A 25,903-nucleotide genomic window follows, 5' to 3' on the forward strand; every position below is an offset into this window, starting at 1 on the left:
TCCTTATCCTTATCACTTTCTCCGTACGATAAGTCAACATCGATTCACTTTGTTCATCGTGTTTCCTTTACACGTTTGTGACATGAAATTTTAACAAAGAAGCAAATCGACGTAGTTAAAATTTCTAGGTGAAAGTACCACGGCAACTAAGCTTCTGTCTGCGCCTGGCGGCTTGCCAATCAGCAAGTTTAGTTAATCGTACTACGGGCTCAGTCCAGTCCCTTCGTTGCTAAACGGGCGCTTGCGCTTTTGTATGTGGTAGGTTCGCATTTCCACCCCACATTTGGTATGATTGTAGCACTAATGGAAAGAAGAGGGATCCTTATGGAACAGAAAGAACATGTTTTATTAGCTGCATGTAGATTACCGTTTCAAGATGACGAACGTTTTCAGTCCTCATTGGAGGAGCTACGTTCATTAACAGAAACGGCTCATGGAGAAGTAGATAAAATTGTTATACAAAATAGAAATAAAGTCCATCAGGCACTATATTTAGGACAAGGAAAGCTTGAGGAAATTAAAACATACATAGAGGAACATGAAATTGATCTTGTAATCATTAATGACGAATTATCACCGAGCCAAACGAAAAACATCAGTGATTTTCTAGATATTGCCGTTATCGACCGAACTCAGCTGATTCTAGATATTTTTGCAAGAAGAGCGAATACCAAAGAAGGTAAACTACAAGTTGAATTAGCTCAATTGCAGTATTTACTCCCTAGGTTATATGGGCAGGGTAAAAACCTATCTCGTTTAGGTGGTGGAATAGGTACAAGAGGTCCTGGTGAGACGAAACTTGAGACCGATCGTCGTCACATTCAGCGTCGTATTGATGATATTCGTAAACAAATCCAGCAAGTTGCGACTCAGCGTGAACAATATCGTAAGCGTCGTAAAGAGAATAAAGCCTTCCAAATCGCTATTGTAGGTTATACAAACGCCGGAAAATCGACACTTTTCAATCGTATAACGAACAGTCAATCATTTGAAGAAAATCAACTATTCGCAACGCTTGATCCTCTGACTAGGCAGGTTCAGTTGCCAAGCGGTTTCCAAGCTTTAATTTCTGATACAGTTGGGTTCATCCAAGACCTTCCTACAACGCTAATTGCTGCATTCCGTTCTACTTTAGAGGAAGTGAGAGAAGCGGATCTAGTCTTGCATATGGTAGATGCATCCCATCCAGATCATGTCCATCATGAAAAAACCGTGCATAAGCTCTTAAAAGAACTTGAAGCGGATCATATTCCGATGCTCAACGTGTATAACAAAAAAGATTTATTGAATGAGGATTTTATGCCGGTTAGTTTACCAGCTATTACAATTAGTGCGAACGATCCGATTGATATTAAACGTTTGTTTGATAAGATTGAAGAAGTGCTTATGAAAGAATGGGAGCCATATCAGACATATGTCCATGCTTCAAAAGGTGACATGCTTCATCGTTTATCGAAGCACTCTATCATGACAGAGCGAGACTTTTTGGAAGAAGATGAGGTTTATTTTGTAAAAGGGTGGATCAATCCTGATCATCCTTTATATCATCAATTACGTAAAGAATAGAAGAAGGGGAAACACCGAGAATGAACAAGGATATCGAAGTATTAGCGAGAGAGACTGAAGAAGATTTAAAAGAAATCCATGGAAACATTAATTTACTTGTAGAACAAAATCAAGAGCGCGTGTTAAACGCTTTTCAAAATCATCAGGTAAGTGATGCTCATTTTAATCCAACTACAGGATACGGTTATGATGATATGGGACGAGATAAGTTGGAAGAAGTGTACGCAGATGTTTTTAAGGGTGAAGATGCATTAGTCAGACCACAAATCGTTTCGGGAACACATGCTATTACGATCGCTTTATTTGCCACGCTACGCCCTTATGATGAACTTTTGTATATTACTGGGCGTCCTTATGACACTCTTGAAGAGATTGTAGGTGTTCGAGGCGAAAACAACGGATCATTAAAGGACTATTTAATTGACTACAATCACATAGATTTAACCGAAGATGGTACGGTTGATTTTGAGAGAGTTCAGGCTTCCATAACTTCTAAAACTAAGGTGGTTGGAATTCAACGCTCAAAAGGCTACGCAGATCGTCCTTCATTCTGTATCTCTGAGATTGAAGAAATGATTCGTTTTGTAAAAGAGATTGACCCAAATGTAGTTGTTTTCGTTGATAATTGTTATGGAGAGTTTGCTGAAGATCGGGAGCCAATAGAAGTTGGGGCTGATCTAATTGCAGGATCATTGATCAAAAACCCTGGTGGTGGACTTGCAAGAACGGGTGGTTATATTGCAGGGCGAAAAGACTTAATCGAGCAATGTGGTAACCGACTAACAGCTCCAGGACTTGGCAAGGAGACAGGAGCGAGTGTTAGCAGCCTTCAGGATATGTATCAAGGCCTATTCTTAGCGCCGCATGTTGTTGGTGAAGCTATGAAAGGAGCCGTTTTCACATCACGTCTATTAGAAAAATTAGGCTTTAATACAAGTCCTAGCTACGATGTAAAACGAACGGATCTCATACAATCTGTAACATTTGATACATCAGAACAAATGGTAGCATTTTGTCAGCAAATCCAAAAGTCTTCACCCATAAATTCGCATGTAACACCTCATCCAAGCTATATGCCTGGGTACGAACATGATGTGATTATGGCAGCAGGTACATTCGTTCAAGGAGCAAGTCTTGAGTTAACAGCAGATGGGCCAATTCGTCCGCCGTACACGGCTTTTGTACAGGGTGGATTAACCTATAGTCATGTGAAAATTGCAATCAAATCAGCAGTGAAAAATCTCTTAAAAGAAGTTTAAAAGATTATAAGTAGGGTAAAAGTGTAAAGTTGAACGCTCAAATGGGCGTTCAACTTTTTGTGTAAGAAATCCTGACACACGTTGACACTTTTACATACGTTCGCATATACTTAATATAGATAAACGTCACGTGAGGAGGGCAGTAAACCATGAATGATGAATACAGAAGATCCATGCCTTTGTTCCCAATAAGCATCGTCATATCACTGACAGATTTATCAGCTCGACAAATCCGATATTACGAACAACATGAACTGGTGAAACCAGCTCGTACTGAAGGGAATCGTCGATTGTTCTCATTTAATGATGTCGATCGATTATTAGAGATAAAATCCCTCATTGAAAAAGGGATCAACTTGGCAGGTATTAAACAAGTGTTAAGTATGCAAGACGAAGAAGAAACACAAGAACATAGTGAAGAAGACATTCAAGAAGCCCAAAAAGATTTATCCGAGAAGGAATTACGCAAAATGCTTAAGAATGAACTGTTCCAAGGAAATCGAATGGGTAAATCATCGTTGCGTCAGGGAGAATTATCTCGATTCTTCCATTAAATAAAAAGTAAACTTTTAGGAGGAACCTACGATTATGAGTTCGAACAAATTGACTAGAAAAGAGATTTGGAAAAAGATTGAGGAAGAAAACGTAAAATTCATCCGACTACAATTCACAGACCTCTTAGGAACGATCAAAAATGTTGAGATTCCAGTAAGTCAATTGGATAAAGCATTAGACAATGAAATGATGTTTGATGGATCTTCCATTGAAGGTTTTGTGCGTATCGAAGAATCAGATATGTTACTACATCCAGATATTGATACATTTGTTGTCTTCCCTTGGACTTCTGAAAAAGGAAAAGTGGCACGATTTATCTGTGACATTTGCAATCCAGATGGTACGCCGTTTGAGGGCTGTCCACGTTATAACTTAAAGCGTAACCTTAAGAAGATGGAGGAGCTTGGATTCTCGGCATTTAATCTAGGTACTGAGCCAGAATTCTTCCTGTTTAAGTTAGATGAAAAAGGCGAACCAACGATGGAATTGAACGATAAAGGTGGTTATTTTGACCTTGCACCAACAGACTTAGGTGAAAACTGCCGCCGCGATATCGTTTTAGAATTAGAAGAAATGGGATTTGAAATTGAAGCATCTCACCACGAAGTGGCTCCAGGGCAGCACGAGATCGACTTTAAATATGCAGATGCTGTAAAGCACGCTGACGATATTCAAACGTTCAAATTAGTTGTTAAGACGATTGCTCGTAAACACGGCCTACATGCTACATTCATGCCAAAACCACTATTTGGTGTAAACGGTTCAGGAATGCACTGTAACATGTCCTTATTCAAAGGCAAAGAGAATGCGTTTTATGATAAGAAAGGCGAACAGGAACTTAGTAAGACAGCATATCAGTTTATCGCTGGTGTGGTAAAGCACGCAACGAATTTCACTGCTGTTACGAACCCAACTGTAAACTCTTATAAGCGTCTTGTGCCAGGTTATGAAGCTCCTTGTTACGTAGCATGGTCTGGTCAAAACCGTAGTCCATTAATACGTATTCCGGCTTCCCGAGGCTTAAGTACACGTATTGAAGTACGTTCAGTAGACCCAGCAGCGAACCCATACTTAGCTATGACAGTTTTATTAGCAGCAGGCCTTGATGGAATCGAAAATGACTTAGAAGCACCAACTCCAGTAGACCGTAATATCTATGTTATGGATAAAGAGGAACGTGAAAAGCATGGTGTTCAAGACTTACCGGCAACGTTATCGGATGCATTAGGCCTACTGAAGAAAGATGAAACAATGGTGAATGCATTAGGCGAACACCTTTTTGAACACTTTATTGAAGCAAAAGAAATTGAATGGGATATGTTCCGTACACAAGTACACCCATGGGAGCGAGAACAGTATCTATCAACTTATTAATACCCAAAACCCTCGATGCTCATTGTATCGAGGGTTTTGTATATGGGTAAGATAGTGGTTTTTTCTGCTTATCTTCCAATCTGGTATTTGATGAATAATGAGTATCCACCATACAAGACGGGTAGTGAGATTGGAAGATGCAACTTTTTTACCTAGTAGAAAAACACCAAAGGAGGAAAACAATGAAGTCGCTCTTGTTAATGCTATCTTGCTTAGGACTGTGGTTCTTAGTCCTTACAGGTTGTGCATCTTCAGAGGAAAATGCTCCAGAGAAAAAAGAAGATCAACAACTAGATGAACATCAAACAAGTGAACAAGAAAAAATGAATGATGAAAAATCTAATGACGATTCGAACTCATCTGATAAAAAAACTCAACCTAAAAAGAAAGATCCTTTCCAGAAAACAGTAGACAGTATGAGTGTGGATGAAAAAATTGCCCAAATGATGTTCATAGGTTTGAAAGGAACATCTTTAAATAAACAGGAAGCTCAGTTAATTCGAACAGAGCAAGTTGGTGGCGTCATTCTTTTAGGTGGTAATATTCAAAATAAAAATCAATTACTTCAATATATACAAAGTATTAAAAAAGCAAACAAAAATAGTCATACCCCTTTGATGCTAGGGGTGGATGAAGAAGGGGGAAGAGTTAGTCGCATTCCTGGTGAAATAGCCAATTTTCCTTCTAATCAGTATATAGGTAAATATTCAAATGCCTCATTATCACATCGTATTGGTGAACTTTTAGCTCAAAAGGTAGAAGCATTTGGATTTAATGTCGATTTTGCGCCGGTGCTAGATATTAATAATAATCCTCAAAATAGAGTGATAGGCGATCGCTCTTTCGGTTCGACACCAGAGAAAGTTTCAAAGTTAGGGATAGCGACTATGGAAGGGATACAATCAGAAGGTGTGATTCCTGTTGTTAAACACTTCCCTGGTCATGGAAATACGACAAAGGATTCTCATATAAGTTTACCCAGAGTAGATAAATCCATCGTAGAGATCAAACAAGAAGAGCTTATTCCATTTAAAAAGGCCATTGATCAAGGGGCTGATATGGTTATGGTGGCTCATATCCTTTATTCAGCATTTGACCAAAAATATCCGGCTACATTATCAGAAAGAATCATCACGGATTTACTACGTAATGACATGGGCTTTGAGGGTGTTGTCATAACAGATGATATGTCCATGGGGGCCATTACACAAAATTATGGAATGGATGAAGCAGCTGTGTTATCGATTAGAGCTGGGACGGATATGTTTATGCTGACAAGCTCAGGTGACGGAAATTATGAGCGAGTAAAAAAAGCACTGAAACAAGCGGTAAAACAAGGCACTATCGCGGAAGAAAGCTTAGATAAGAGTGTGAAAAGAATATTAAAATTAAAGGAAAAATACAAATTATCTCACGAACTTCCTCAAGAGGTTGATGTTCCATCTCTAAATCAAAAAATAAGAAATGTTATTGACCAAATAAAATAGGCGATAGTAAAAGAAACAGCTATTTATCCAATGTAAGGATAGATAGCTGTTTTTACATTTTTAATGAATATGTCGATACAATCCTACTACTATACCTAAAACACTGACATTTTGAACTAGAATCGGATCCATTGTCGCATTTTCAGGTTGTAAACGAATATGCGTGGATTCTTTAAAGAAACGTTTAACTGTTGCCTCTTCATCTTCAGTCATGGCCACTACAATATCTCCATTTTGAGCAGTTGGTTGTTTTCGTACAATGACCATATCCCCATCTAGGATACCTGCTTCAATCATACTCTCACCTTGTACGACAAGCACAAAGGTGTCATTGTCTGGTGTAGCAAGTGTGTCTGGTAAAGGAACATATTCTTCGATGTTTTCTATAGCTGTGATAGGTACACCAGCAGTTACTTTACCGATTACTGGCGCATAAGATGCTTCACCTTTAGGGATCGCAACAGTATCGTTTCCCTCTAATTCTAGTACTTCAATAGCTCTTGGTTTCGTTGGGTCTCTACGGATATAACCTTTTTTCTCTAATCGTGCTAGGTGTCCATGCACCGTTGAGCTTGATGCAAGCCCTACTGCTTCTCCAATCTCTCTTACGGAAGGTGGATAGCCTTTCTCTAGTACACGACCTTTAATAAAGTCTAAGATCGCTTCCTGTCTTTTTGATAGTTTTGTCATATTGTTTACACCTCGTACATATCCTTTTATTACCGTCATTATATCATGGCTGGTAACAAGATACAAACATTCGTTCGTAAAAATCCTTGACAAGAACGAATGTTCGTATATAATAAGACTTAGAAACCGAACAAAAGTTCTTATATTTTTCTGGAGGCGATAACGATGTTTCAAAAACTTTTTAACCTATCAAAATTAGACGTAGCTTATTTTCTTATCTTTACAGGTAGTCTAGTATTCATGTATTTTGCTATGGTAACGAGTGGATAATAATTTACGTCCTAAATTAAATCTCATATGATAGATAAAAAAGGAGCAACTATGAAAGCCATCATCTATTGTCGTGTCAGCACAGAAAAAGAACAACAAGAGACTTCCTTAAAACGTCAACGAATCGAATTAGAGGACTTGGCGCTTCAAAATGAAACAGAAATTGTCCATGTTATCCAGGAACAAGCAAGTGGATATGATGTGGATCGTGAGGGCATCTTTGAGATGTTTGATTACTTTTCAAGCGGAGAAGCCGATACATTGTTTATTCAGGATGAAACACGACTAGGGCGGGGGAATACGAAGATTGCCCTATTTCATCAGTTAAATAAATTACAGGTACCTGTGTATTCCATTTCCCATCAAGGGCAACTCCAATTATCTGAGTCTGACTCAATGGTGCTTCAAATTGTGGGGATCGTTGAAGAATATCAACGAAAAATACATAACTTAAAAATCAAGCGTGGTATGAAACGTGCTATTGACGGTGGATTTAATCCTGGCGAAAATTTGAGCAACCAACACTTATCTCCAGGACGTGAGCGAATTGAGTTTCCAATCGAAGAAGTTGTCCGTTTGAGAAGCAACAATCTTACATTTGATGAGATTGCAGCTACTTTAAGAGGAATGGGATTCAACGTATCACGAGCTACGGTCCACAGACGTTATAAGGAGTACACTTCACTTGAAAAAGACCAATAAAAACGTTAATATATATTAAAGACAAGTCCCATTAAAGGAGCTTGTCTTTTTCAATTTAGTTAGCTTACAAGTAAAGGAGAATCTTGTATGATTTCACAAGACAAGCTTAATCGTATAAATGAATTAGCGAATAAATCTAAACAAGAAGGATTAACCTTATCTGAACAAAAAGAGCAGAAAAAGCTTCGCACAGAATACCTTAAAAACGTACGTCAATCCTTTAAGAACCAGCTTAAATCCACAAAAATTGTAGACCCTGAAGGCAATGACGTAACACCAGAGAAGCTAAAGCAGGAAAAAGAACGAAATAGCAAGCATTAAAGACAGGCACACGTAAATGAGCGTGTGCTTTTTTTATGGATATTTCTTCCCTTAGGACTATTCCCCCATTCAGCTATAGCCCCCTTATCTTGAAGACTTGAAATCGAGATAAGTTGAGAGCAGTCCGTTGCTTTTGGAAGAGGTAGGGGTTCAGTGAAACGGCAATACTCCTGCGGAAGACCAGCTGAGCCTCCTCATACGCTACGCTCCTTGCGGGGTCTCATCTGCCCTTTCTACCGCGGGAGTTTGCCGTTTCCCTCACCCCTCTGCTGGTATGTAGATTAACGGACCCATAGCTGAGATCGTTTGATTTCATTCTTAGGGAAACTGTATTTCAGATCCTAAAACCCTCTACATATAAAGCTTTAGATTACTTGAATGCAAAATGATATAACCACAAATTCAAAGTCAGAAAACCGTACGATAGCTGCGGTTCCGTTAGTCACCATTCGGCTAAGGTGGGCTGGGAAATGGGTTGACTCCAGCGGAAAAACGGGCTAGCGAGACCCCGCAAGGAGCGAATAGCGGATGAGGAGGCTCGATAGTTCGTCCGCAGGAAAGCAACCCATTTCCCAGCCCGCCCGCTCTCTATTTGGCAACGGAACCTCTCTACGCTTTATTCCAGATAACTGCCATTTAGTTGAATACTTCTAGAGGAGAAAATTATTAATATTGTAGTAAATAAAGTCAACACTTCTCATCATCCTGGAGTAACTTTCAATGTGTTACATCGTCTAAAAAGAGTAGGAGGTGTTATAGAATGGTACTACGTAATTTCTTGATTTTGATTCTACTCATAACTGTTTTAACAGGATGCTCAACTAATCATACAAATGAGCAGTCACAACTTGATCAATATGAAGTATCAAACACTGTAGCGGAAATTAAAAAAGGAGACTTTATCTACCGACTAGTTACAGAAAAGAAAGTCTATCAAAACAATGATTCTATTAACTTATACGCAGAATTGGAATATGTAGGTGATAAAGATAAAATCAAAATCTATCATGGTGCAACTCCAATTTATTTTCCTATGAGTGAAAAAACGAGAGGATATCAAATCCCATATAATACAACCGATCCTCTGCGAACGACCATCCTTAAAAAAGGTGAACCTCTAATAAAAGAGTATGGGGGGAGTGGCAGTTATTCCCAAGAGGATAAGGAAGCTTATATAGATTTTATGAAAAGTGTAATGGATCATACATTGCCTAAGGGTTACTATGTGGTTGATGGTTATGTCGATTTTTATGTGATAGAGGAAAATGAAGAGGAGAAAGATTACCGTATAAACGCTCAAGTTGATTTTAAAGTTAAATAAAGAATGGAAGAAATGTGAAAATATAATGTAAATCACGAACATTTAAGCATAAATAAGTCATTTCTTTACATTCTAAAAGGTGAGAATAAGAATTTTCGACACTTCTTTGCCCCTAATGCTTGTCACTTGTCGATTTTCATTATAGGATTAAATTGTTACATAGTTCTCGAAAAATGAAAGGAGATCATACATGTCACAGCAAATTGAACAACAATCGATTAACACAATCCGCACACTAGCTATTGATGCGGTTGAGAAAGCGAATTCAGGTCACCCAGGAATGCCGATGGGTGCTGCTCCTATGGCTTATGCCCTTTGGACTGAGTTCATGAACCACAATCCGAAAAACTCTGAATGGTTTAACCGCGACCGTTTTGTACTTTCTGCGGGTCACGGCTCTATGCTTTTATATAGCCTGTTACACCTTTCTGGTTACAACGTTACAATGGATGACTTAAAAGAATTCCGTCAGTGGGGATCTAAAACACCTGGTCACCCTGAGTATGGCCATACAGATGGTGTTGAAGCTACTACAGGTCCATTAGGTCAAGGAATTGCCATGGCAGTCGGAATGGCAATGGCAGAAAGTCATTTAGCAGCAAAATACAACCGCGACTCCTATAATGTTGTAGATCATTACACTTACTCTATCTGTGGAGATGGCGACCTTATGGAAGGGGTTTCTCAAGAAGCAGCATCCCTTGCAGGGCATCTAGGGTTAGGCAAGTTAGTTGTTCTTTATGACTCTAACGATATTTCCCTTGATGGTGACTTACATCGTTCATTCTCTGAAAGCGTAGAAGATCGCTTCAAAGCTTACGGGTGGGAAGTTATTTATGTTGAAGAAGGTACAGATGTAGATTCTATTCGTGAAGCTCTTAAACAAGCTCGCCAATCTACAGACAAGCCAACACTAATTGAAGTGAAAACGGTAATTGGACATGGTTCTCCTAATAAATCAGGAAAATCTGCTTCTCATGGTGCTCCTCTTGGAGAAGATGAAGTGAAGCTTACAAAAGAGTCATACAAATGGGGTCATGAACCATTCCATGTACCAGCTGATGTATATCAGGACTTTGAAACAAAAGTACAAACAAAAGGTGTTGAAGCTGAAACAAACTGGAATGATCTATTTAACAAGTACAAAGAAGCTTACCCTGAGCTTGCTAAAGAATTAGAACAAGCAATGAATAATGAACTACCAGAAGGTTGGGAAAATAAACTACCTACTTATACACCTGGAGAAGATAAGGTAGCTACACGCGCAGCATCCGGAGATATGATTAATGCGCTATCTGAGTATGTTCCAAGCTTCTTTGGTGGAAGTGCAGACCTTGCTGGTTCAAACAAGACTACTGTTAAGGGCGAAGAAGATTTCTCTCGCAATAACTATGCAGGTCGTAACATTTGGTTTGGTGTTCGTGAATTTGCTATGGCATGTGCACTAAATGGTATGGCGCTTCATGGAGGCCTGAAAGTGTATGGCGGAACATTCTTTGTGTTCAGTGACTACCTACGTCCTGCTGTACGTCTTTCCGCTCTTATGGGAGCTCCAGTAAACTATGTATTCACGCACGACTCTGTTGCTGTAGGTGAAGATGGTCCAACTCACGAACCAATTGAACAGCTTCCATCTCTTCGTGCAATGCCTAATCTCTCAGTGATTCGTCCAGCAGATGGAAATGAGACAAATGCTGCATGGCGTTTAGCTCTAGAGTCAGATGATATTCCAACAGCGCTTGTACTTACGCGTCAAGGACTTCCTACACTTGAAGGTACAAATTACGAAGGCGTGAAAAAAGGTGCTTATGTGGTAAGTCCTGCAAATAAAGAAGAAGCGGATGCATTGCTCCTTGCATCAGGTTCTGAAGTACAATTAGCTGTTCGGGCCCAAGAAGCTTTACGTGAAAAAGGCATCGAAACAAGTGTTGTATCAATGCCTTCATGGGATCGTTTTGATAAGCAAAATAAAAGCTATAAAGAAGAAGTCCTTCCAAGTAGCGTAACGAAACGTCTAGCAATTGAAATGGCTTCTCCATTTGGCTGGGAGCGTTACACTGGTATGGACGGGGATGTTCTTGGTATTAATACATTTGGTGCATCTGCCCCTGGTGACAAAGTTATCGAAGAATACGGATTTAACGTTGAAAATGTCGTTCAAAAAGTCGAAAACCTTTTAAAATAATTAGTTAGAATAATTTTTTTAGGCTGCCCTAACTGTCAGGGCAGCCTAAAAGTTTTTCGACAAAACTTTTATTGCATAAGTGACGTGTTTTGACACATTATTTCACATATATAGCTTACAATCTCTCTAAAAGGAGGGACAGGCTATGCACACCTATTCACTTTATTGGATTAAAGAAGAGTTTTCGTATCATTACTTTCATAAAACGAATATCTTGTTCCACTTCTTGCAGGAGTGGAAATACAACCCAGGTAGTGAGCAACTGTCACTTCAATATCAGTATGTGACACAGCCTATACCAATAGAAGTGCTTATGCATCATGTGACAAATCATTTAAGAAAGCCTGTAGAACTTCAATTCAATGATGATGAAATGAGTTTTACAATATATGAAAAAGGACGAGCAGTTAAGCTGTTACAACGTGATCATAGAGAAGTGGAAATCCAAGCAGAAAACCTTCATATAGCAGAATGTATGTTGTTTGATACATTGCGTAAAATGGATCATTCTTTCTTCATTATGAATCAGGATTGTCAGCAATATGGATGGATTGCTCCTATTAAAAAAGAAGTGATTCTTTAAGCATCCTATTGTATTCTCTCTTTCGTTTTACTATAATGTTTGAGAGACAACATGAAGGAGGAAATTTGTACGATGAGTATAACTTGGGTTATTGTAATAGCCGTATTAACCCTACTTGCTGGTGTAGCACTAGGTTTCTTTATTGCCAGAAAGTATATGATGAACTATCTAAAGAAAAACCCACCAATTAACGAACAAATGTTACGAACATTAATGATGCAGATGGGTCAAAAGCCATCACAGAAGAAAATTAATCAAATGATGCGTGCGATGAACGACCAACAACAACAAAAGAAGTAACGTCATGAGACGCTAAAAGCCTTTCTTCGAATGAAGAAAGGCTTTATTACTTTAAAGTTAGTCGATACAAAGATTCATAATGAGATAATGTTTACGTTTCAATAATCTACACAAAGTTGTCATAACTATTTGCTCTGAGCGGATAGATAGCGTTACTCATTTTCTTTACAATAGAATATAGTGTGAACATATGTTATAAAGGGGCGTTACCATGTCTGATATCAATATTTTTATTGCATTTGGTGCAGGTTTTTTATCATTTATATCGCCATGTGTGTTACCTCTGTATCCTGCTTTCTTATCATACATAACAGGGATGAGTGTAAATGAATTAAAATCCGATAATGCAATGCTGAACAAAAGAAGTATATTGCATACCATTTTGTTTCTCCTAGGCTTTACAACAATATTTGTGTTTTTAGGATTCTCTACTACAGCAATAGGGGACGTATTTTACAAATATAAAGACTTAATTCGTCAATTAGGTGCTATATTAATTGTCTTTTTTGGTTTTGTGATTATAGGTGTATTTAATTTTGATTTGTTAATGAAAGATCGAAAAATCACTTTTAAAAATCGGCCTGGAGGGTTTTTAGGGTCTTTTGTTATTGGTATGGCTTTCTCAATGGGCTGGACACCATGTACAGGACCTATTTTAGCAGCTGTGTTTGGACTTGCAGCAACAAATCCGGATAGTGGAATGCTGTATTTGATGGCATATTCCTTAGGATTTTCTGTTCCATTCTTAATTTTATCTTTCTTTATTGGAAAACTAAATTGGATTAAGCGTCACAGCGCCAAATTGGTGAAAATAGGCGGTTATGTTATGATTGGAATGGGAATTTTCTTATTCTTTGACTTAATGACGAAGTTAACTTCTTGGCTTTCAGACATTTTCGGTTTCACAGGATTTTAATCCATAATGGAATCTGTGAGTCATTTGTATTATGATTAAGGTAGGCTTGGAAAAAGGAGTAGAATCAATGAGAACAAACGATGTTATATTGCGGACCACTACGACATTGATTGCCTTTATCTTATTAGCGTTTTCAGTGTACTTATTCTTAGCAGGGCACAATGCACCCGGTGGAGGGTTTATTGGTGGTCTAATGACTGCTGCTGCAATTATTTTAATGTACATGACCTATGGCATGGAATCGATCAAGAAGATTATTCCAATTAATTTTCGAAGTATCGTTCCTGTTGGACTGCTTATTGCTGTTTTAAGTGGTGCTGGGTCATTCCTGTTCGGAGAGCCGTTTTTAAGCCAAACGTTCGCTCACTTACATCATGTACCAATTTTTGGTGAGATGGAGCTTGCTACGGCTATGCTATTTGATTTAGGTGTATATGTGACGGTAGTCGGAATCACATTAACCATTATATTAACAATTGCAAATGATCAATAAGCGTTTCATGTGGAGTAAGGGGGGAATGAAACAATGGCCAACATATTGATTGTTGATGATGCGAAATTCATGCGAATGACACTCTCAAACATCCTAGCAAATGGTGGACATGAGGTAGTAGGAGAGGCAGAAAATGGTGAACAAGCCGTAGACATGTATAACGACTTGCTACCAGATCTCGTAACAATGGACATTACGATGCCAGAAATGAATGGACTAGAAGCTTTGAAAGCAATATTAGAGAAAAATCCAACTGCAACCATAATTATGTGTTCAGCTATGGGGCAGCAAAAAATGGTGGTTGAAGCCATTGAGATGGGTGCAAAGGACTTTATCGTTAAACCATTCGATGAAAGTCGAGTGCTAGAAGCGATTGATCGAGTTCTTCGATAACACCTTTACATAAAGTGTTTTTCTAAGAAGAGAGTTGATAGTATGTGGGTACTTGTAAGTACGATAGGAGCCGCTTTTATGGCGACGATGATGATCTTCATACGTCTACGTGCTGCTCGTAAACCTGCTTCAGTAAAAAAGATAATACTCCCACCTTTATTTATGAGTACTGGGGCTTTTATGTTTCTTTTTGAACCGTTCCAGGTTTCATGGCAGCAAGTACTCGAAGCGATGTCGGTAGGAATCGTGTTTTCCATATTACTCATTAAGACATCGAATTTTGAGGTTCGGGATAAACTAATTTATTTAAAACCTTCCAAAGCCTTTGGAGCCATATTGATTGGGTTATTACTATTACGCATTGTATTAAAACTAATCGTCGGACAAAGTGTCTCATTTGGTGAAACAAGCGGGATGTTTTTCCTTCTGGCATTAGGGATGATTCTTTCTTGGCGAATTGCTATGCTTATTAAGTTCAGAAGGTTAGAAGAAGAATTGAAAAGTTCTAAGTCCATAAAAGAATTTGCTACGCAAGAATAAAAAAATCCTACCACGAGGTGGTAGGATTTTTGTTTGTTATTGATCAAATAATGGTTGGTAAGGCTTTAGATCAATATTTTTTTCATCAAGTGTCTTTTTTAAGAATTTATGGTCGCGTTTTGGTGTTGCGATGATGTAGCCTTCAATAATAATGTCCTGTGTTATCGTTTTTTTCTTTTTTTCTAGAGCGAGTTCTCCAATTTTTCCAGCGATTTTTTGACGGGCAATATCTCGGAACAGTTCAGGAACAGGTGATACAAGCTCTTCAAGAAAAGCTTTTTCTTCTTTTCCCCACATGTTCTTCGTTTTTTCGATGTAATATTCTTCCCAGTCAATAATCGATTTGCCGTCTTCTTTAGGAAGGCGCTTTAAAAATTTGCGGAACATAAAATATCCACCAATAGCTAAAAGTCCGACCATGATTAGGGTCCAGCCAACGATGAAGATGGAAAATGCAGTGTTCATAACATCACCTTTTTCAATATATCAACATTACTGTTAGAATAGCATAGAATGCACTTTAGGTCTATGTATGGCGGGACTGTGTGGGAATCGAACCCACCAGAGACGGCACGCGCCTCTCAAACGGTTTTGAAGACCGCGGGGGACACCAGTACCCCATCCAACCCCATAGAATCGACATGAATATTATAAATTCTTTTTCATATAATGACAAGGAAAGGTAAATAAAACTGCATTTTTACATGTTTTTTAATCTTTTTCACGATTTTTTGAGGCCTTTTCTTGAAGAAAGTTAATTTTGTGGGATAAAATGTTAGTATGTGTTGCATAGGTGAGGGGGTGGCAAGGATGGAAGATGAATCTAAACGACCTAGCAATAGCAACTTACAATATGAATCTATAAATCAAGAAGGTTATATCGGATCCATCCATACTCTAGGAGAAATGCCTGGTGTATTTCATGATTGGATTGACCAATACGGGTTTGACTTCATCTGTGTATGTGACACACGAGGAAACATCCTTTATGCATCTTCTTCTGCCAAACGGCTTCTCGGATATGAACCAAATGATCTTATTGGAGAAAGATCCCTTGATTTTTGCTCTCCTCAAGATCGTGAGAAGTTAATCAGTACATTTATGAATCAAAATAATAAAGCAACCACATTTGACCTGCAAATAAGACAAAAGAGTGGAAAGTATATTTGGGTAGAAACAATTGCTTCTCATGTAGAAGACCCTAATACAAAAAAAGATGTTATTTTGGCCATTACTCGGGATATATCTGATAAAAAAGAAGCGGAAGAAATGATGATTCGATCCGAGAAAATGTCTGTTGCAGGACAACTAGCAGCTGGTATTGCACATGAGATTCGTAATCCATTAACCTCCTTAAAAGGGTTCTTGCAGCTTATACAAGCTGGGATTGATGGGAAAGAAGAATATTATACGATTATGAATGAGGAAATCGAAAAAATTGAAACCATAACATCAGAGCTTCTATTTATTTCAAAACCTATGACGAATGATCGTAGAAAAGAATCTATTATTACAATGTTACAAGATGTTTGTACCTTATTACGCTCCCAAGCGAAATTACATAATATTGATCTGGTACTTAACTATGAGGAAAATGAAGTAATCGATTGTGACCGTTCTCAAATTAAGCAGGTTTTTATTAACTTAATTAAAAACGCTGTAGAAGTTATGGAGGATGGTGGTCGCATAACGGTTGACGTTGAGTCTGATGAACACAATGTGTGGGTGAATGTTGCTGATGAAGGCCCAGGTATTCCTAAGCACCTTGTCGATAAAATAAAAGAACCATTTTTCACCACAAAGAAGAATGGGACAGGTCTAGGCTTAATGATTACGAATCAAATCCTAGAAAAGCATGAAGGTGGATTAAATGTCCATGATAACGAACCAACAGGCAGTATTTTTCGAGTACAGTTGCCTAGAGAAGTCTCAAAAGCAAATTAGCACTTTTAAATGGCTTTATTTGCTTTAAGACCCATTACTAAATCCTACCTCTTTTGAAAAGGTAGGATTTTTTACATAATAAGAAAAATCGTTTATGTTCATAGAAAAGGAGGGGCGTTCATTATGGATCAGAGATACTTTACAATCGGTATGGCAGGGCATATTGATCATGGTAAAACATCCTTAACAAAAGCCTTAACGAGAATTGATACTGATCGGCTAAAAGAAGAAAAGGAACGAAATATATCAATTGAGTTAGGATTTGCTCCCTTAAAGCTACCAAATAGCACGTTGAATGTATCAATCGTAGATGTGCCTGGTCATGAAAAGTTTATCCGACAAATGATTGCTGGGGTTGCTGGGATTGACTTGGTACTTGTTACAATTGCTGCTGACGAAGGCGTGATGCCACAAACGAAAGAACACATGGACATATTAAATTTATTAAATGTTCATCAAGCCATTATTGTCATAACTAAAATAGATCGAGTAGATGAGGAAATGGTAGAGTTGGTGAAAGATGATATTAATCACCACATTAAACAGACCTCTTTTGCTTCAGCACCTATCGTACAAGTAGATAGCCTCTCAGAGAAAGGGTTAGATGAGCTTAAAGTACATATTGAAGAATTTTTACTAAAGATAAAACCTCGACATGAAAATGGAGCATTTAGATTGCCGATAGATCAAGTTTTTTCTATCAAAGGGCAAGGTACGGTTATTCGTGGAACCGTTTATGATGGGGCTGTAGAAGAGGAAGAGACATTAAAGGTACTTCCTTCAGGGCATGTGTGTCGAGCCAGACAAATTCAAGTACATAATACAGAAGTAAATAAAGCTCGTGCAGGACAGAGGGCAGCACTTAACTTAGGAGGTGTTGAAACTCATCAGCTGAAAAGAGGAGATGTACTCGTTCGAGATGAAACTTATCCAGTTACGAACACGATAGATGTGACACTTCAGTTTACTGAAGACTTATCATCTCATCTAAAGCAACGTGGCCAGGTTAAATTACATATAGGAACAAGTGAGGTTATGGGGCGTATCGTATTTTTTGATCGTAATGAGGTTATACATAATCCAGGAGAGATTGTTTGCCAGATCCGTTTGGACGACCCTATCGTTACTCGAAGAGGAGATCGCTTTATTATTAGAAGACCAAGTCCTGTAGAAACAATTGGTGGGGGCTGGATACTGGATCCTCATGGAGAAAAGTACCGATTCGGAGAAGAGACTATATCTATGCTTGAAAAGAAAAGGGAAGGTACACCAGAAGAAAGAATAGAAGATGTTCTAGAAGAAGCACACTGGTTGACATTTGAGGAATTGAAGCATAAGACTGGTTTGCATTCTGATGAGATAGAAGATTGTTTACAAATGATGTTGGGGGAGAAGGTTGTTTATTTTACTCCTTATTATAGCCTTAAGCGGATTATGCAACAGGTTGAAGCAAATGTATTAACATACCTTCATCAGTTTCATGAGCAATTTCCAATGAGATACGGAGCTAACAAGCCTGAGGTCATGAATGTAGCTAATGTTAATTCTAAATTGTTTGATAAGTTGTTGGAACAATGGGAGCAAGAAGGCATTATTCAAAAAGACGGACGTTTTATAGCTCTTCATTCTTTTACTTCTCATATGCCACAAAGGTGGGAAAAGAGGATCCAGAATGCACTTGACTCTTTAGAGAAAGATGGGTTGAAGCCTAATCCATTTGGTGACTATTTGAATCAAGAAGGTGTTCCAAATGATATAAGGGAAGAACTCGAAGGATTTCTTGTAAAGCAAAGTTTAGTCGTTCAATTAGATAAAAAGCACTTCATTGATTTCAAAGTGTTCACAAATGCTATTGAGACCTTGAAAAATAATACAAACCAATCTTTTAGTTTGAAAGAAGCAAAAGACGTTTGGGGCGTATCGAGAAAATTTTTAATCCCCCTTCTTGAAGTAATGGATGAGCGAGCCATAACAAAACGGGTGGATGACAAACGGGAATGGCTCTAAAAAAAGCCGCTTGGAACTACCCAAGCGGCTTCTAATATACTTTAATCAATCAACATAAATAAGGTTATTTTGCTTCTCAACTACTTTCCCAATGATTGTAGCCTCACGAATTCCCTCGTCTTGTAGCTTTTGGATGTATCGTTTAGCATCTTTTTCTGGCATTGATACGAGTAACCCTCCTGAAGTTATCGCATCACAAAGAATCAATTGATCTATATCTGTTAAAGAGTCATTATAGATTACATCTTGTTTTAACCAACTATGATTTTTCTTAGACCCACCAGGAATGACCCCATCTTTTGCAAGTTCCTTAGTACCAGTAAGTACTGGGATATCTTGGTAATGGAGACGAAGAGTCACATCACTTGCTCGAGCGATTTCACTGCCATGGCCTAATAAACCGAAACCAGTTACGTCTGTTACAGCATGAACCTCAAAGTCGTGAAGGGCTTCAGATGCTTTTTTGTTCAATTCGGACATAACATTTGAAACATTATTGATTTGCTCTTCAGTGAGCTTCTCACGCTTAATTCCAGTGGTTTGAATGCCAATGCCTATTGGCTTTGTTAAAACCAGTACATCCCCTCTCTGTGCTCCTGCATTTGTATATATATGATCAGGGTGAACTAGCCCAGTAACAGATAAGCCGAACTTAGGCTCTTGGTCATCGATTGAATGGCCTCCAACAATAACACCACCAGCTTCATGAACTTTGTCTTGTGCACCTTGTAATATTTGCCCTAATAGGTCTGGACCCAGTTTCTTGATTGGGTATCCAACTATATTGAGTGCTGTTTTGACTTCTCCACCCATAGCATAAACATCGCTTAGGGCGTTGGCCGCTGCGATTTGGCCGAACATGTATGGGTCATCCACAATCGGTGTAAAATAATCTAGGGTTTGAATCATCGCTAATTCATCGGTTAATCGATATACACCAGCATCATCAGAGGTGTCGTGTCCTACTAATAAATTGGAGTCTTGTTTCTTATTGTCTACGTGACGCAAAACTTGCGTCAGGTCATCAGGACCTAACTTACAACCTCAACCAGCTTTTGTAGACAAAGTGGTTAGACGGATTTTTTCTTCTTTTGTCATGGATCAGCACCTCCTTCTTATAGTCTAGTGTACAAAATTTTTCTATGTACATGAAGTATAGCATTTTGCAAATAGATCAAATTTTCAATACAATAAAGATATAACTACATAAGGAGGAAGTTGAATGACGTATAAAGTATCCATTGAATTCTGCATGAAGTGAAACTACGCGCCTAAAGCTGCGAGTTTCGCAGAAAAAATGTTTTCACATTTCCGTCATGACATTGAAGAAATGACTTTAGTACCAAGTAGTGGAGGAGCTTTTGAGGTTACAGTCAATGGAGAGAAGATTTACTCCAAGCTCGATACAGGTGAATTTCCTAATGAGGAAGAACTATTCTCTAGAATGAGTTCTTAACAAAGGTTAACGGATGCATATCCAATAGAGGATATGCATTTTTCTTATAGACAGAACAAGAAAAGAGGAAAAACAATGCAAGAGTTTTTAAGAAATATTCCACCTATACATGAGTTGCAAAATCACAAGAAAGTAAGACAAATCCAATCAGATTTTAACGTAAACAAGGATCAATTAACCTCCTTCTTACAACAAGAAACACAAAATGTTCGAAAGGATATTTTATCTGGCTTATGGGAACCTGCCAAGGAAAGTGAGATAGAAAAAGAGATCCTCTCTCGGGTTTATAAAAACGTAAAAGATTGGATTACACCTAATTTAAAGCGTGTCATAAATGCTACGGGAACGATATTACATACGAATTTAGGGCGTGCACGACTTAGTCATGAAGCTATGAAAAGAGTTGTGGAAGTCGCAAGTCATTATTCAAACTTAGAATATAATATTGAACAAGGGAAAAGGGGTTCTAGGCATGATATCGTAGAAGACTTGATAAAGGAGTTAACGGGTGCTGAAGCGGCAATGGTTGTTAATAATAATGCTGCTGCTGTTTACATCATCTTAAGAGCTTTCGCTAATGACCAAAATGTCATTGTATCAAGAGGAGAGCTAGTTGAAATTGGTGGGAGTTTTCGCGTGTCCTCCATTATGGAAGAGAGTGGAGCAGGACTAGTTGAAGTGGGTACTACTAATAAAACACATTTATATGATTATAAAAATGCTATCGATGATGAGACAGCTATGCTTATGAAAGTACATACAAGTAATTTTAAAATTCTAGGCTTTACTGAATCAGTGGATCGGCGTTCGTTAGTTAAACTCACTCAAGAAACAGACAAACTGTATTATGAAGACCTAGGTAGTGGTGCGTTTTATCCTTTCCAAGATGAAGGTATAGGGGAAGAGCCTGTTGTTCGTAAAATTCTAAATGAGGGAGCTGACCTCGTTTCCTTTAGTGGTGATAAACTGCTTGGGGGGCCACAGGCTGGCATTATAGCAGGAAAAAAAGCTTATATTGAACAATTAAAACAACATCAGTTAGCTCGTGTGCTACGTGTGGATAAAATGACACTGGCAGCATTAGAGGGAACGTTTAAGCAATATGTAAAGAGAGAAGAAAATCAGATCCCTGTTATTCGTGATTTAAGAAAATCACTAGTGGAAATTCAAGAACAAGCTCAAAAATTTATAGAACATGTAGGTGAGTTAAAACATTTTAAGTTAAGGGTCACCGATGCTGAAGCTCAAGTTGGTGGAGGTACAATGCCAGAAGTGAAAATTCCTTCAGCTGGAGTTGCTATAACAGAAGAATCTGTCAGTGCTGAAAAGATTGAACAAAAGCTTAGGCAGCATGAACCAAGTGTAGTCACACGTTACCACAATGAACAGCTTTTCTTCGATTTTCGAACACTGACAGAGGAAGAACAATCAGAATTGGTTTACATTATTAAGTCGATCGATCAACAACTATAAATCATGTGAAGAGTGTTTCTTTTGACGTGAATGGTTACGGTTTTTTACTTTATGTGAGCCGCTCAATTTTTCTCCATATCCTTGTTGAGGGCTTTTAGGAAGGTTAGGGCGTTCTTGCTGTTTAGGTCCTTTTGGTTTTCCGGACATTGAAATCCCTCCTTTCGATACTAGGTTTTGAAAGAATGTTGTGGTCTATACGCGCCAATGCATGGATTTCTGCTCACTACATAAACTAGACGCATCAACATGAAGGAGTGAGTAGAATTGCCACATCATAAAAATAAACAACAAGCATTCCAAGCTGCTCAACAAGGGTATGAGCAGGCAGAGAAAGCAAATAAACAACGTATTGAAGCTATTAATCGGGCGGATTATGGAAAAGAATTAGGGCACCTGACTCAAGAAGTAAATGAAGCTTATCAACAAATCGATAAAGCATTAGGTGTTGCAAGTGAACACCAGGAAAAGCAGTTGAAACAGTATCAAGAAAAACTAAATCAAATTATGTCAGAGATTGAAGAGTAATCATTAAAAGTCCTTCCCCATCCAAAAGGGAAGGACTTTTAATGTTATTGATTTTTCTTACGCTTTTTATTATTTTGTCTTTCCTCAGCTGTTAAAGGATTTTGTGGAGTTTCTTCGTTGTATCCTGCACCTTGTCCTTGTCCCTTTGCAGCATTCATACCAGGTCTAATGTGGTTGGCTTTACGTTTGTTACCCATATAGGTCACCTCCATTTTTTCGTAGGAACTAATGCGTTACCTACATATTTCACTCTTATTATGAGAAAATTGACACGAAATAATTTACTTATAAATCGTTTTCATATAAAATGTTAGTTGCGGATTTGGCTTTCGGTACATAAAGAAAGCGAATTTTTGGGGTAGGAGAAGTCTTTTAAAGGACTTTTCATGAAATTTAATTGAGGGGGTAAACAAACATGGCAGTGAATGATGCTTATAATGCAAAAAAGCAATTTGAACTGAATGGTAAAACGTACAACTATTACCAGCTTAAAGCTCTCGAAAACGCTGGATATGGTGATATTTCTCGTCTTCCATATTCCATTCGTGTTTTACTTGAATCTGTTCTTCGTCAATATGATGGAGAGGTTATTCAAAAAGAGCATATTGAAAAACTTGCTAAATGGGGCAGTAAGGATTTTGAAAGCGTAGATGTTCCATTTAAACCATCTCGTGTAATCCTTCAAGACTTCACAGGTGTACCTGCAGTCGTAGACCTTGCGTCTTTACGTAAAGCAATGGTAGACATGGGAGGAAGTCCTGATGAAATCAATCCAGAGGTTCCGGTTGATCTTGTAATTGACCACTCTGTACAGGTTGACCAATACGGTACTCAGGATGCACTACGTGTAAACATGGAATTAGAATTTGAACGTAACAAAGAACGTTATGAATTCCTAAACTGGGCGAAAAAAGCTTTCGATAACTACGAAGCGGTACCGCCTGCAACTGGAATCGTTCACCAAGTTAACTTAGAGTACATCGCAAACGTTGTACATGCTAAAGAAAATGAACAAGGTGAATATGATACTTACCCAGATACTCTAGTTGGAACCGATTCCCATACGACTATGATCAATGGTCTTGGAATTCTTGGTTGGGGTGTAGGTGGAATTGAAGCTGAAGCAGGAATGCTTGGACAGCCTTCATACTTCCCAGCTCCAGAAGTAATTGGTGTAAAACTAACTGGAGGCTTACCACAAGGTACAACTGCAACCGACCTTGCGTTAAAAGTTACACAAAAGCTTCGTGAGAAAAACGTTGTAGGTAAGTTTGTTGAATTCTTCGGTCCTGGTCTAAAAGATATGCCTCTAGCTGACCGTGCAACAATCTCAAACATGGCACCTGAATATGGTGCAACTTGTGGTTTCTTCCCTGTAGATGAAGAATCCCTTGAATATTTACGTTTAACAGGACGTAGTGAAGAGCATATCAAAGTAGTAGAACAATACTGCAAAGAGAATGATCTTTTCTACTCTGCCGATCAACCAGATCCACAATTTACGGATCTAGTGGAAATTAATCTATCTGAGCTTGAACCAAACCTATCTGGTCCAAAGCGTCCACAGGATTTAATTCCACTATCTAAAATGCAAGAATCCTTCAACCATGCTTTAACAGCGCCTGAAGGAAACCAAGGCTTCGGTCTTTCTGAAAAAGAGAAAGAAAAAGAAGTTACGATTGAGCATCCGAATGGTAAGAAGTCTACAATGAAGACTGGTGCTGTTGCTATTGCAGCCATCACATCTTGTACGAACACTTCAAACCCTCACGTAATGCTTGGTGCAGGATTAGTTGCGAAAAAAGCGGTTGAAAAAGGTTTAGAAGTACCTGAATATGTTAAGACATCACTAGCACCTGGTTCTAAAGTTGTTACACGCTATCTAGAGGATTCCGGTTTAATGGAGCCACTTCAAACTCTAGGGTTCAACCTAGTTGGTTATGGCTGTACAACTTGTATCGGTAACTCTGGACCACTTGCTGAAGAAATTGAACAGGCAATTGCTGACAATGACCTAACTGTTTCTTCTGTTCTTTCTGGTAACCGTAACTTTGAAGGGCGTATCCACCCACTTGTAAAAGCGAACTACCTAGCTTCACCACCATTAGTTGTGGCATATGCGCTAGCTGGTTCAGTGGATCTAGACCTTCGTAATGATCCAATCGGTCAAGACAAAGATGGTAACGATGTATTCTTTGATGACATCTGGCCTTCAATGGAGGAAATTAAAGCGGAAATCGATCGCAGTGTAAACCCTGAGATCTTCCGTAAAGAATACGAAAATGTTTTCGATTCCAACGAAAAATGGAATGAAATTAATACAACAGATCAGCCTCTATATGACTGGGATGAGAATTCTACTTACATTCAAAACCCACCATTCTTTGAAGGCTTATCAAAAGATCCATCTGCTGTGAAGAGCTTAAACAACCTCAAAATGATCGGGAAGTTTGGCGACTCTGTTACAACAGACCACATCTCACCAGCAGGTGCTATCGCGAAGGATATGCCAGCAGGTCAATACTTGCAGGAAAAAGGCGTTTCTCCTCGTAACTTTAACTCTTATGGCTCCCGTCGTGGTAACCATGAAGTTATGATGCGTGGTACATTCGCTAACATCCGTATCCGTAATAAATTAGCTCCAGGAACTGAAGGTGGCTATACAACATACTGGCCAACTGGAGACGTAATGCCGATTTACGATGCAGCGATGAAATACAAGCAAGACGGAACAGGTCTTATTGTAGTTGCAGGTAAAGATTATGGTATGGGAAGCTCTCGTGACTGGGCAGCGAAAGGTACTGACCTATTAGGTATTAAAACGGTTATCGCAGAAAGCTTTGAGCGTATCCACCGTTCTAACTTAGTAATGATGGGTGTACTTCCACTTCAGTTCAAAGAAGGCGACAGTGCTGATTCTCTTGGTCTAACTGGTAAAGAGACATTTAACATCGATATCGATGAAAATGTGAAACCACACGACCTTGTTAAGGTTACTGCTACTGATGAAGAAGGTAACAAAACTGAATTTGATGTAGTTGCACGTTTCGATAGTAACGTTGAGATCGACTACTATCGTAACGGCGGAATCCTTCAAAAAGTACTTCGCGACAAACTTGCGACAAACTAATAAGGATTATCATGCAACAGTCTCTTAACGAGGCTGTTGCATTTTTATTTGAGAATTCTGCAATAATAGGTACAAACTTAATTCAGTATTATGGCAGGATTGTTGAAGACTTGAATCTGAGATATTGGTTAGGAGGAGTCCGTTGCTGTTGAGTAGTTTGTTGCGGTCAGTGAAACGGCAAGCCTGTTGTGGAAGACAAGCCGAGCCTCCTCATACGCTACGCTCCTTGCGGGGTCTCGTCTTGCCTTTGTTACCACGACAGTTTGGCGTTTCCTTCCCTCCACGCGATTATGGAAACTAACGGACCATAATTTGGCTTTCCCCACCTCATATTGATTGGAAATCATAGTAAGAGAAGTTGCTCAGACCCTTGTCATGATAGGATTAACCTGGAATTAGAACACTCTCTCCCA

25 protein-coding genes, 1 tRNA gene and 1 pseudogene are annotated in these 25,903 nt (G+C 38.7%); 21 read left to right on the forward strand and 6 right to left on the reverse strand.

The window, feature by feature from the left end:
* The first annotated feature begins 324 nt into the window (after positions 1 to 324).
* The 5 genes from hflX (at position 325) to nagZ (ending at position 6,241) form a co-directional block, all read left to right on the forward strand.
* A complete protein-coding gene (gene hflX, locus H514_RS0112645; protein WP_027447290.1) occupies positions 325 to 1,566 on the forward strand; it encodes a GTPase HflX in 1,242 nt (413 codons plus the stop codon).
* Positions 1,567 to 1,586: 20 nt separating this feature from the next.
* Positions 1,587 to 2,825 carry a methionine gamma-lyase family protein gene (locus H514_RS0112650; RefSeq protein ID WP_027447291.1) on the forward strand — a complete coding sequence of 413 codons (1,239 nt, stop codon included), beginning with the start codon at positions 1,587 to 1,589 and terminating at the stop codon, positions 2,823 to 2,825.
* 149 nt (positions 2,826 to 2,974) lie between these two features.
* Complete coding sequence (locus H514_RS0112655) at positions 2,975 to 3,379, forward strand: MerR family transcriptional regulator (RefSeq protein WP_027447292.1); 405 nt, start codon at positions 2,975 to 2,977, stop codon at positions 3,377 to 3,379.
* A gap of 34 nt (positions 3,380 to 3,413) precedes the next feature.
* Positions 3,414 to 4,754, forward strand: a complete 1,341-nt coding sequence (gene glnA, locus H514_RS0112660) for a type I glutamate--ammonia ligase (RefSeq protein WP_036843727.1) — start codon at positions 3,414 to 3,416, stop codon at positions 4,752 to 4,754.
* 182 nt (positions 4,755 to 4,936) lie between these two features.
* Positions 4,937 to 6,241 (forward strand): beta-N-acetylhexosaminidase, encoded by a 1,305-nt coding sequence (nagZ, locus tag H514_RS23030; protein WP_051255139.1) that lies wholly within the window; start codon positions 4,937 to 4,939, stop codon positions 6,239 to 6,241.
* Positions 6,242 to 6,301: 60 nt separating this feature from the next.
* Here nagZ and lexA read toward each other — a convergent pair whose 3' ends face one another.
* Positions 6,302 to 6,931 (reverse strand): transcriptional repressor LexA, encoded by a 630-nt coding sequence (lexA, locus tag H514_RS0112670; protein WP_027447294.1) that lies wholly within the window; start codon positions 6,929 to 6,931, stop codon positions 6,302 to 6,304.
* Between the two features lie 321 nt (positions 6,932 to 7,252).
* On the opposite strand from lexA, the gene H514_RS0112680 reads away from it, so the two are divergent.
* The 10 genes from H514_RS0112680 (at position 7,253) to H514_RS0112725 (ending at position 14,955) form a co-directional block, all read left to right on the forward strand.
* Positions 7,253 to 7,903: a YneB family resolvase-like protein gene (locus tag H514_RS0112680; RefSeq protein ID WP_027447295.1), complete on the forward strand. Its 651-nt coding sequence runs from the start codon at positions 7,253 to 7,255 to the stop codon at positions 7,901 to 7,903.
* Positions 7,904 to 7,990: 87 nt separating this feature from the next.
* Positions 7,991 to 8,224 (forward strand): DUF896 domain-containing protein, encoded by a 234-nt coding sequence (locus H514_RS0112685; protein WP_027447296.1) that lies wholly within the window; start codon positions 7,991 to 7,993, stop codon positions 8,222 to 8,224.
* A 760-nt stretch (positions 8,225 to 8,984) separates the two neighbouring features.
* Positions 8,985 to 9,545, forward strand: coding sequence for a hypothetical protein (locus H514_RS0112690; protein ID WP_027447297.1), 561 nt, complete (start codon positions 8,985 to 8,987; stop codon positions 9,543 to 9,545).
* Between the two features lie 190 nt (positions 9,546 to 9,735).
* Positions 9,736 to 11,730, forward strand: coding sequence for a transketolase (tkt, locus tag H514_RS0112695; RefSeq protein WP_027447298.1), 1,995 nt, complete (start codon positions 9,736 to 9,738; stop codon positions 11,728 to 11,730).
* 145 nt (positions 11,731 to 11,875) lie between these two features.
* Positions 11,876 to 12,313: a sporulation inhibitor of replication protein SirA gene (gene sirA, locus H514_RS0112700; protein WP_027447299.1), complete on the forward strand. Its 438-nt coding sequence runs from the start codon at positions 11,876 to 11,878 to the stop codon at positions 12,311 to 12,313.
* 72 nt (positions 12,314 to 12,385) lie between these two features.
* The gene (locus H514_RS0112705) at positions 12,386 to 12,613 is read left to right on the forward strand and encodes a YneF family protein (RefSeq protein ID WP_027447300.1); all 228 of its coding nucleotides are present in this window, start codon (positions 12,386 to 12,388) and stop codon (positions 12,611 to 12,613) included.
* A 211-nt stretch (positions 12,614 to 12,824) separates the two neighbouring features.
* Complete coding sequence (locus H514_RS0112710) at positions 12,825 to 13,529, forward strand: cytochrome c biogenesis CcdA family protein (RefSeq protein WP_027447301.1); 705 nt, start codon at positions 12,825 to 12,827, stop codon at positions 13,527 to 13,529.
* Positions 13,530 to 13,596: 67 nt separating this feature from the next.
* Positions 13,597 to 14,022, forward strand: a complete 426-nt coding sequence (locus tag H514_RS0112715; protein WP_036843281.1) for a Na(+)/H(+) antiporter subunit B — start codon at positions 13,597 to 13,599, stop codon at positions 14,020 to 14,022.
* Positions 14,023 to 14,055: 33 nt separating this feature from the next.
* The gene (locus H514_RS0112720; RefSeq protein ID WP_027447303.1) at positions 14,056 to 14,415 is read left to right on the forward strand and encodes a response regulator; all 360 of its coding nucleotides are present in this window, start codon (positions 14,056 to 14,058) and stop codon (positions 14,413 to 14,415) included.
* A 42-nt stretch (positions 14,416 to 14,457) separates the two neighbouring features.
* A complete protein-coding gene (locus tag H514_RS0112725) occupies positions 14,458 to 14,955 on the forward strand; it encodes a CcdC family protein (protein WP_027447304.1) in 498 nt (165 codons plus the stop codon).
* Between the two features lie 36 nt (positions 14,956 to 14,991).
* Here the strand turns inward: H514_RS0112725 and H514_RS0112730 are convergent, their stop codons facing one another.
* Both H514_RS0112730 and H514_RS24700 read right to left on the reverse strand, forming a co-directional pair.
* Entirely contained in the window at positions 14,992 to 15,420 is a 429-nt protein-coding gene (locus H514_RS0112730) for a DUF2621 domain-containing protein (protein ID WP_027447305.1), read from the reverse strand.
* 68 nt (positions 15,421 to 15,488) lie between these two features.
* A tRNA-Sec gene (locus H514_RS24700) sits at positions 15,489 to 15,585 on the reverse strand.
* Between the two features lie 180 nt (positions 15,586 to 15,765).
* On the opposite strand from H514_RS24700, the gene H514_RS0112735 reads away from it, so the two are divergent.
* A complete protein-coding gene (locus tag H514_RS0112735; RefSeq protein ID WP_027447306.1) occupies positions 15,766 to 16,899 on the forward strand; it encodes an ATP-binding protein in 1,134 nt (377 codons plus the stop codon).
* A 123-nt stretch (positions 16,900 to 17,022) separates the two neighbouring features.
* Positions 17,023 to 18,906 (forward strand): selenocysteine-specific translation elongation factor, encoded by a 1,884-nt coding sequence (selB, locus tag H514_RS0112740; RefSeq protein WP_027447307.1) that lies wholly within the window; start codon positions 17,023 to 17,025, stop codon positions 18,904 to 18,906.
* Positions 18,907 to 18,951: 45 nt separating this feature from the next.
* Here selB and selD read toward each other — a convergent pair whose 3' ends face one another.
* Complete coding sequence (selD, locus tag H514_RS0112745) at positions 18,952 to 20,004, reverse strand: selenide, water dikinase SelD (RefSeq protein ID WP_081673020.1); 1,053 nt, start codon at positions 20,002 to 20,004, stop codon at positions 18,952 to 18,954.
* Between the two features lie 175 nt (positions 20,005 to 20,179).
* Here selD and H514_RS24385 point away from each other — a divergent pair.
* Together H514_RS24385 and selA are read left to right on the forward strand one after the other, a co-directional pair.
* Positions 20,180 to 20,362 (forward strand): annotated as a pseudogene (locus H514_RS24385) (Rdx family protein); the annotation flags it as partial.
* Between the two features lie 75 nt (positions 20,363 to 20,437).
* Positions 20,438 to 21,835, forward strand: coding sequence for an L-seryl-tRNA(Sec) selenium transferase (gene selA, locus H514_RS0112755; protein WP_027447309.1), 1,398 nt, complete (start codon positions 20,438 to 20,440; stop codon positions 21,833 to 21,835).
* Here the strand turns inward: selA and H514_RS0112760 are convergent.
* Entirely contained in the window at positions 21,830 to 21,982 is a 153-nt protein-coding gene (locus H514_RS0112760; RefSeq protein ID WP_027447310.1) for a small acid-soluble spore protein P, read from the reverse strand. The two genes, selA and H514_RS0112760, sit on opposite strands and share 6 nt — an antisense overlap.
* Before the next feature lie 117 nt (positions 21,983 to 22,099).
* Between H514_RS0112760 and H514_RS0112765 the strand changes: the two genes are divergently transcribed.
* Positions 22,100 to 22,360, forward strand: a complete 261-nt coding sequence (locus H514_RS0112765) for a hypothetical protein (RefSeq protein ID WP_027447311.1) — start codon at positions 22,100 to 22,102, stop codon at positions 22,358 to 22,360.
* A gap of 44 nt (positions 22,361 to 22,404) precedes the next feature.
* Here the strand turns inward: H514_RS0112765 and sspO are convergent, their stop codons facing one another.
* Positions 22,405 to 22,557 (reverse strand): small acid-soluble spore protein O, encoded by a 153-nt coding sequence (sspO, locus tag H514_RS0112770; protein WP_027447312.1) that lies wholly within the window; start codon positions 22,555 to 22,557, stop codon positions 22,405 to 22,407.
* Between the two features lie 218 nt (positions 22,558 to 22,775).
* Between sspO and acnA the strand changes: the two genes are divergently transcribed.
* The gene (gene acnA / locus H514_RS0112775) at positions 22,776 to 25,490 is read left to right on the forward strand and encodes an aconitate hydratase AcnA (protein ID WP_027447313.1); all 2,715 of its coding nucleotides are present in this window, start codon (positions 22,776 to 22,778) and stop codon (positions 25,488 to 25,490) included.
* Positions 25,491 to 25,903: the final 413 nt, after the last annotated feature.

This window comes from Pontibacillus marinus BH030004 = DSM 16465 (assembly GCF_000425225.1).
GTDB classification, from domain to species: Bacteria; Bacillota; Bacilli; order Bacillales; family BH030062; genus Pontibacillus; species Pontibacillus marinus.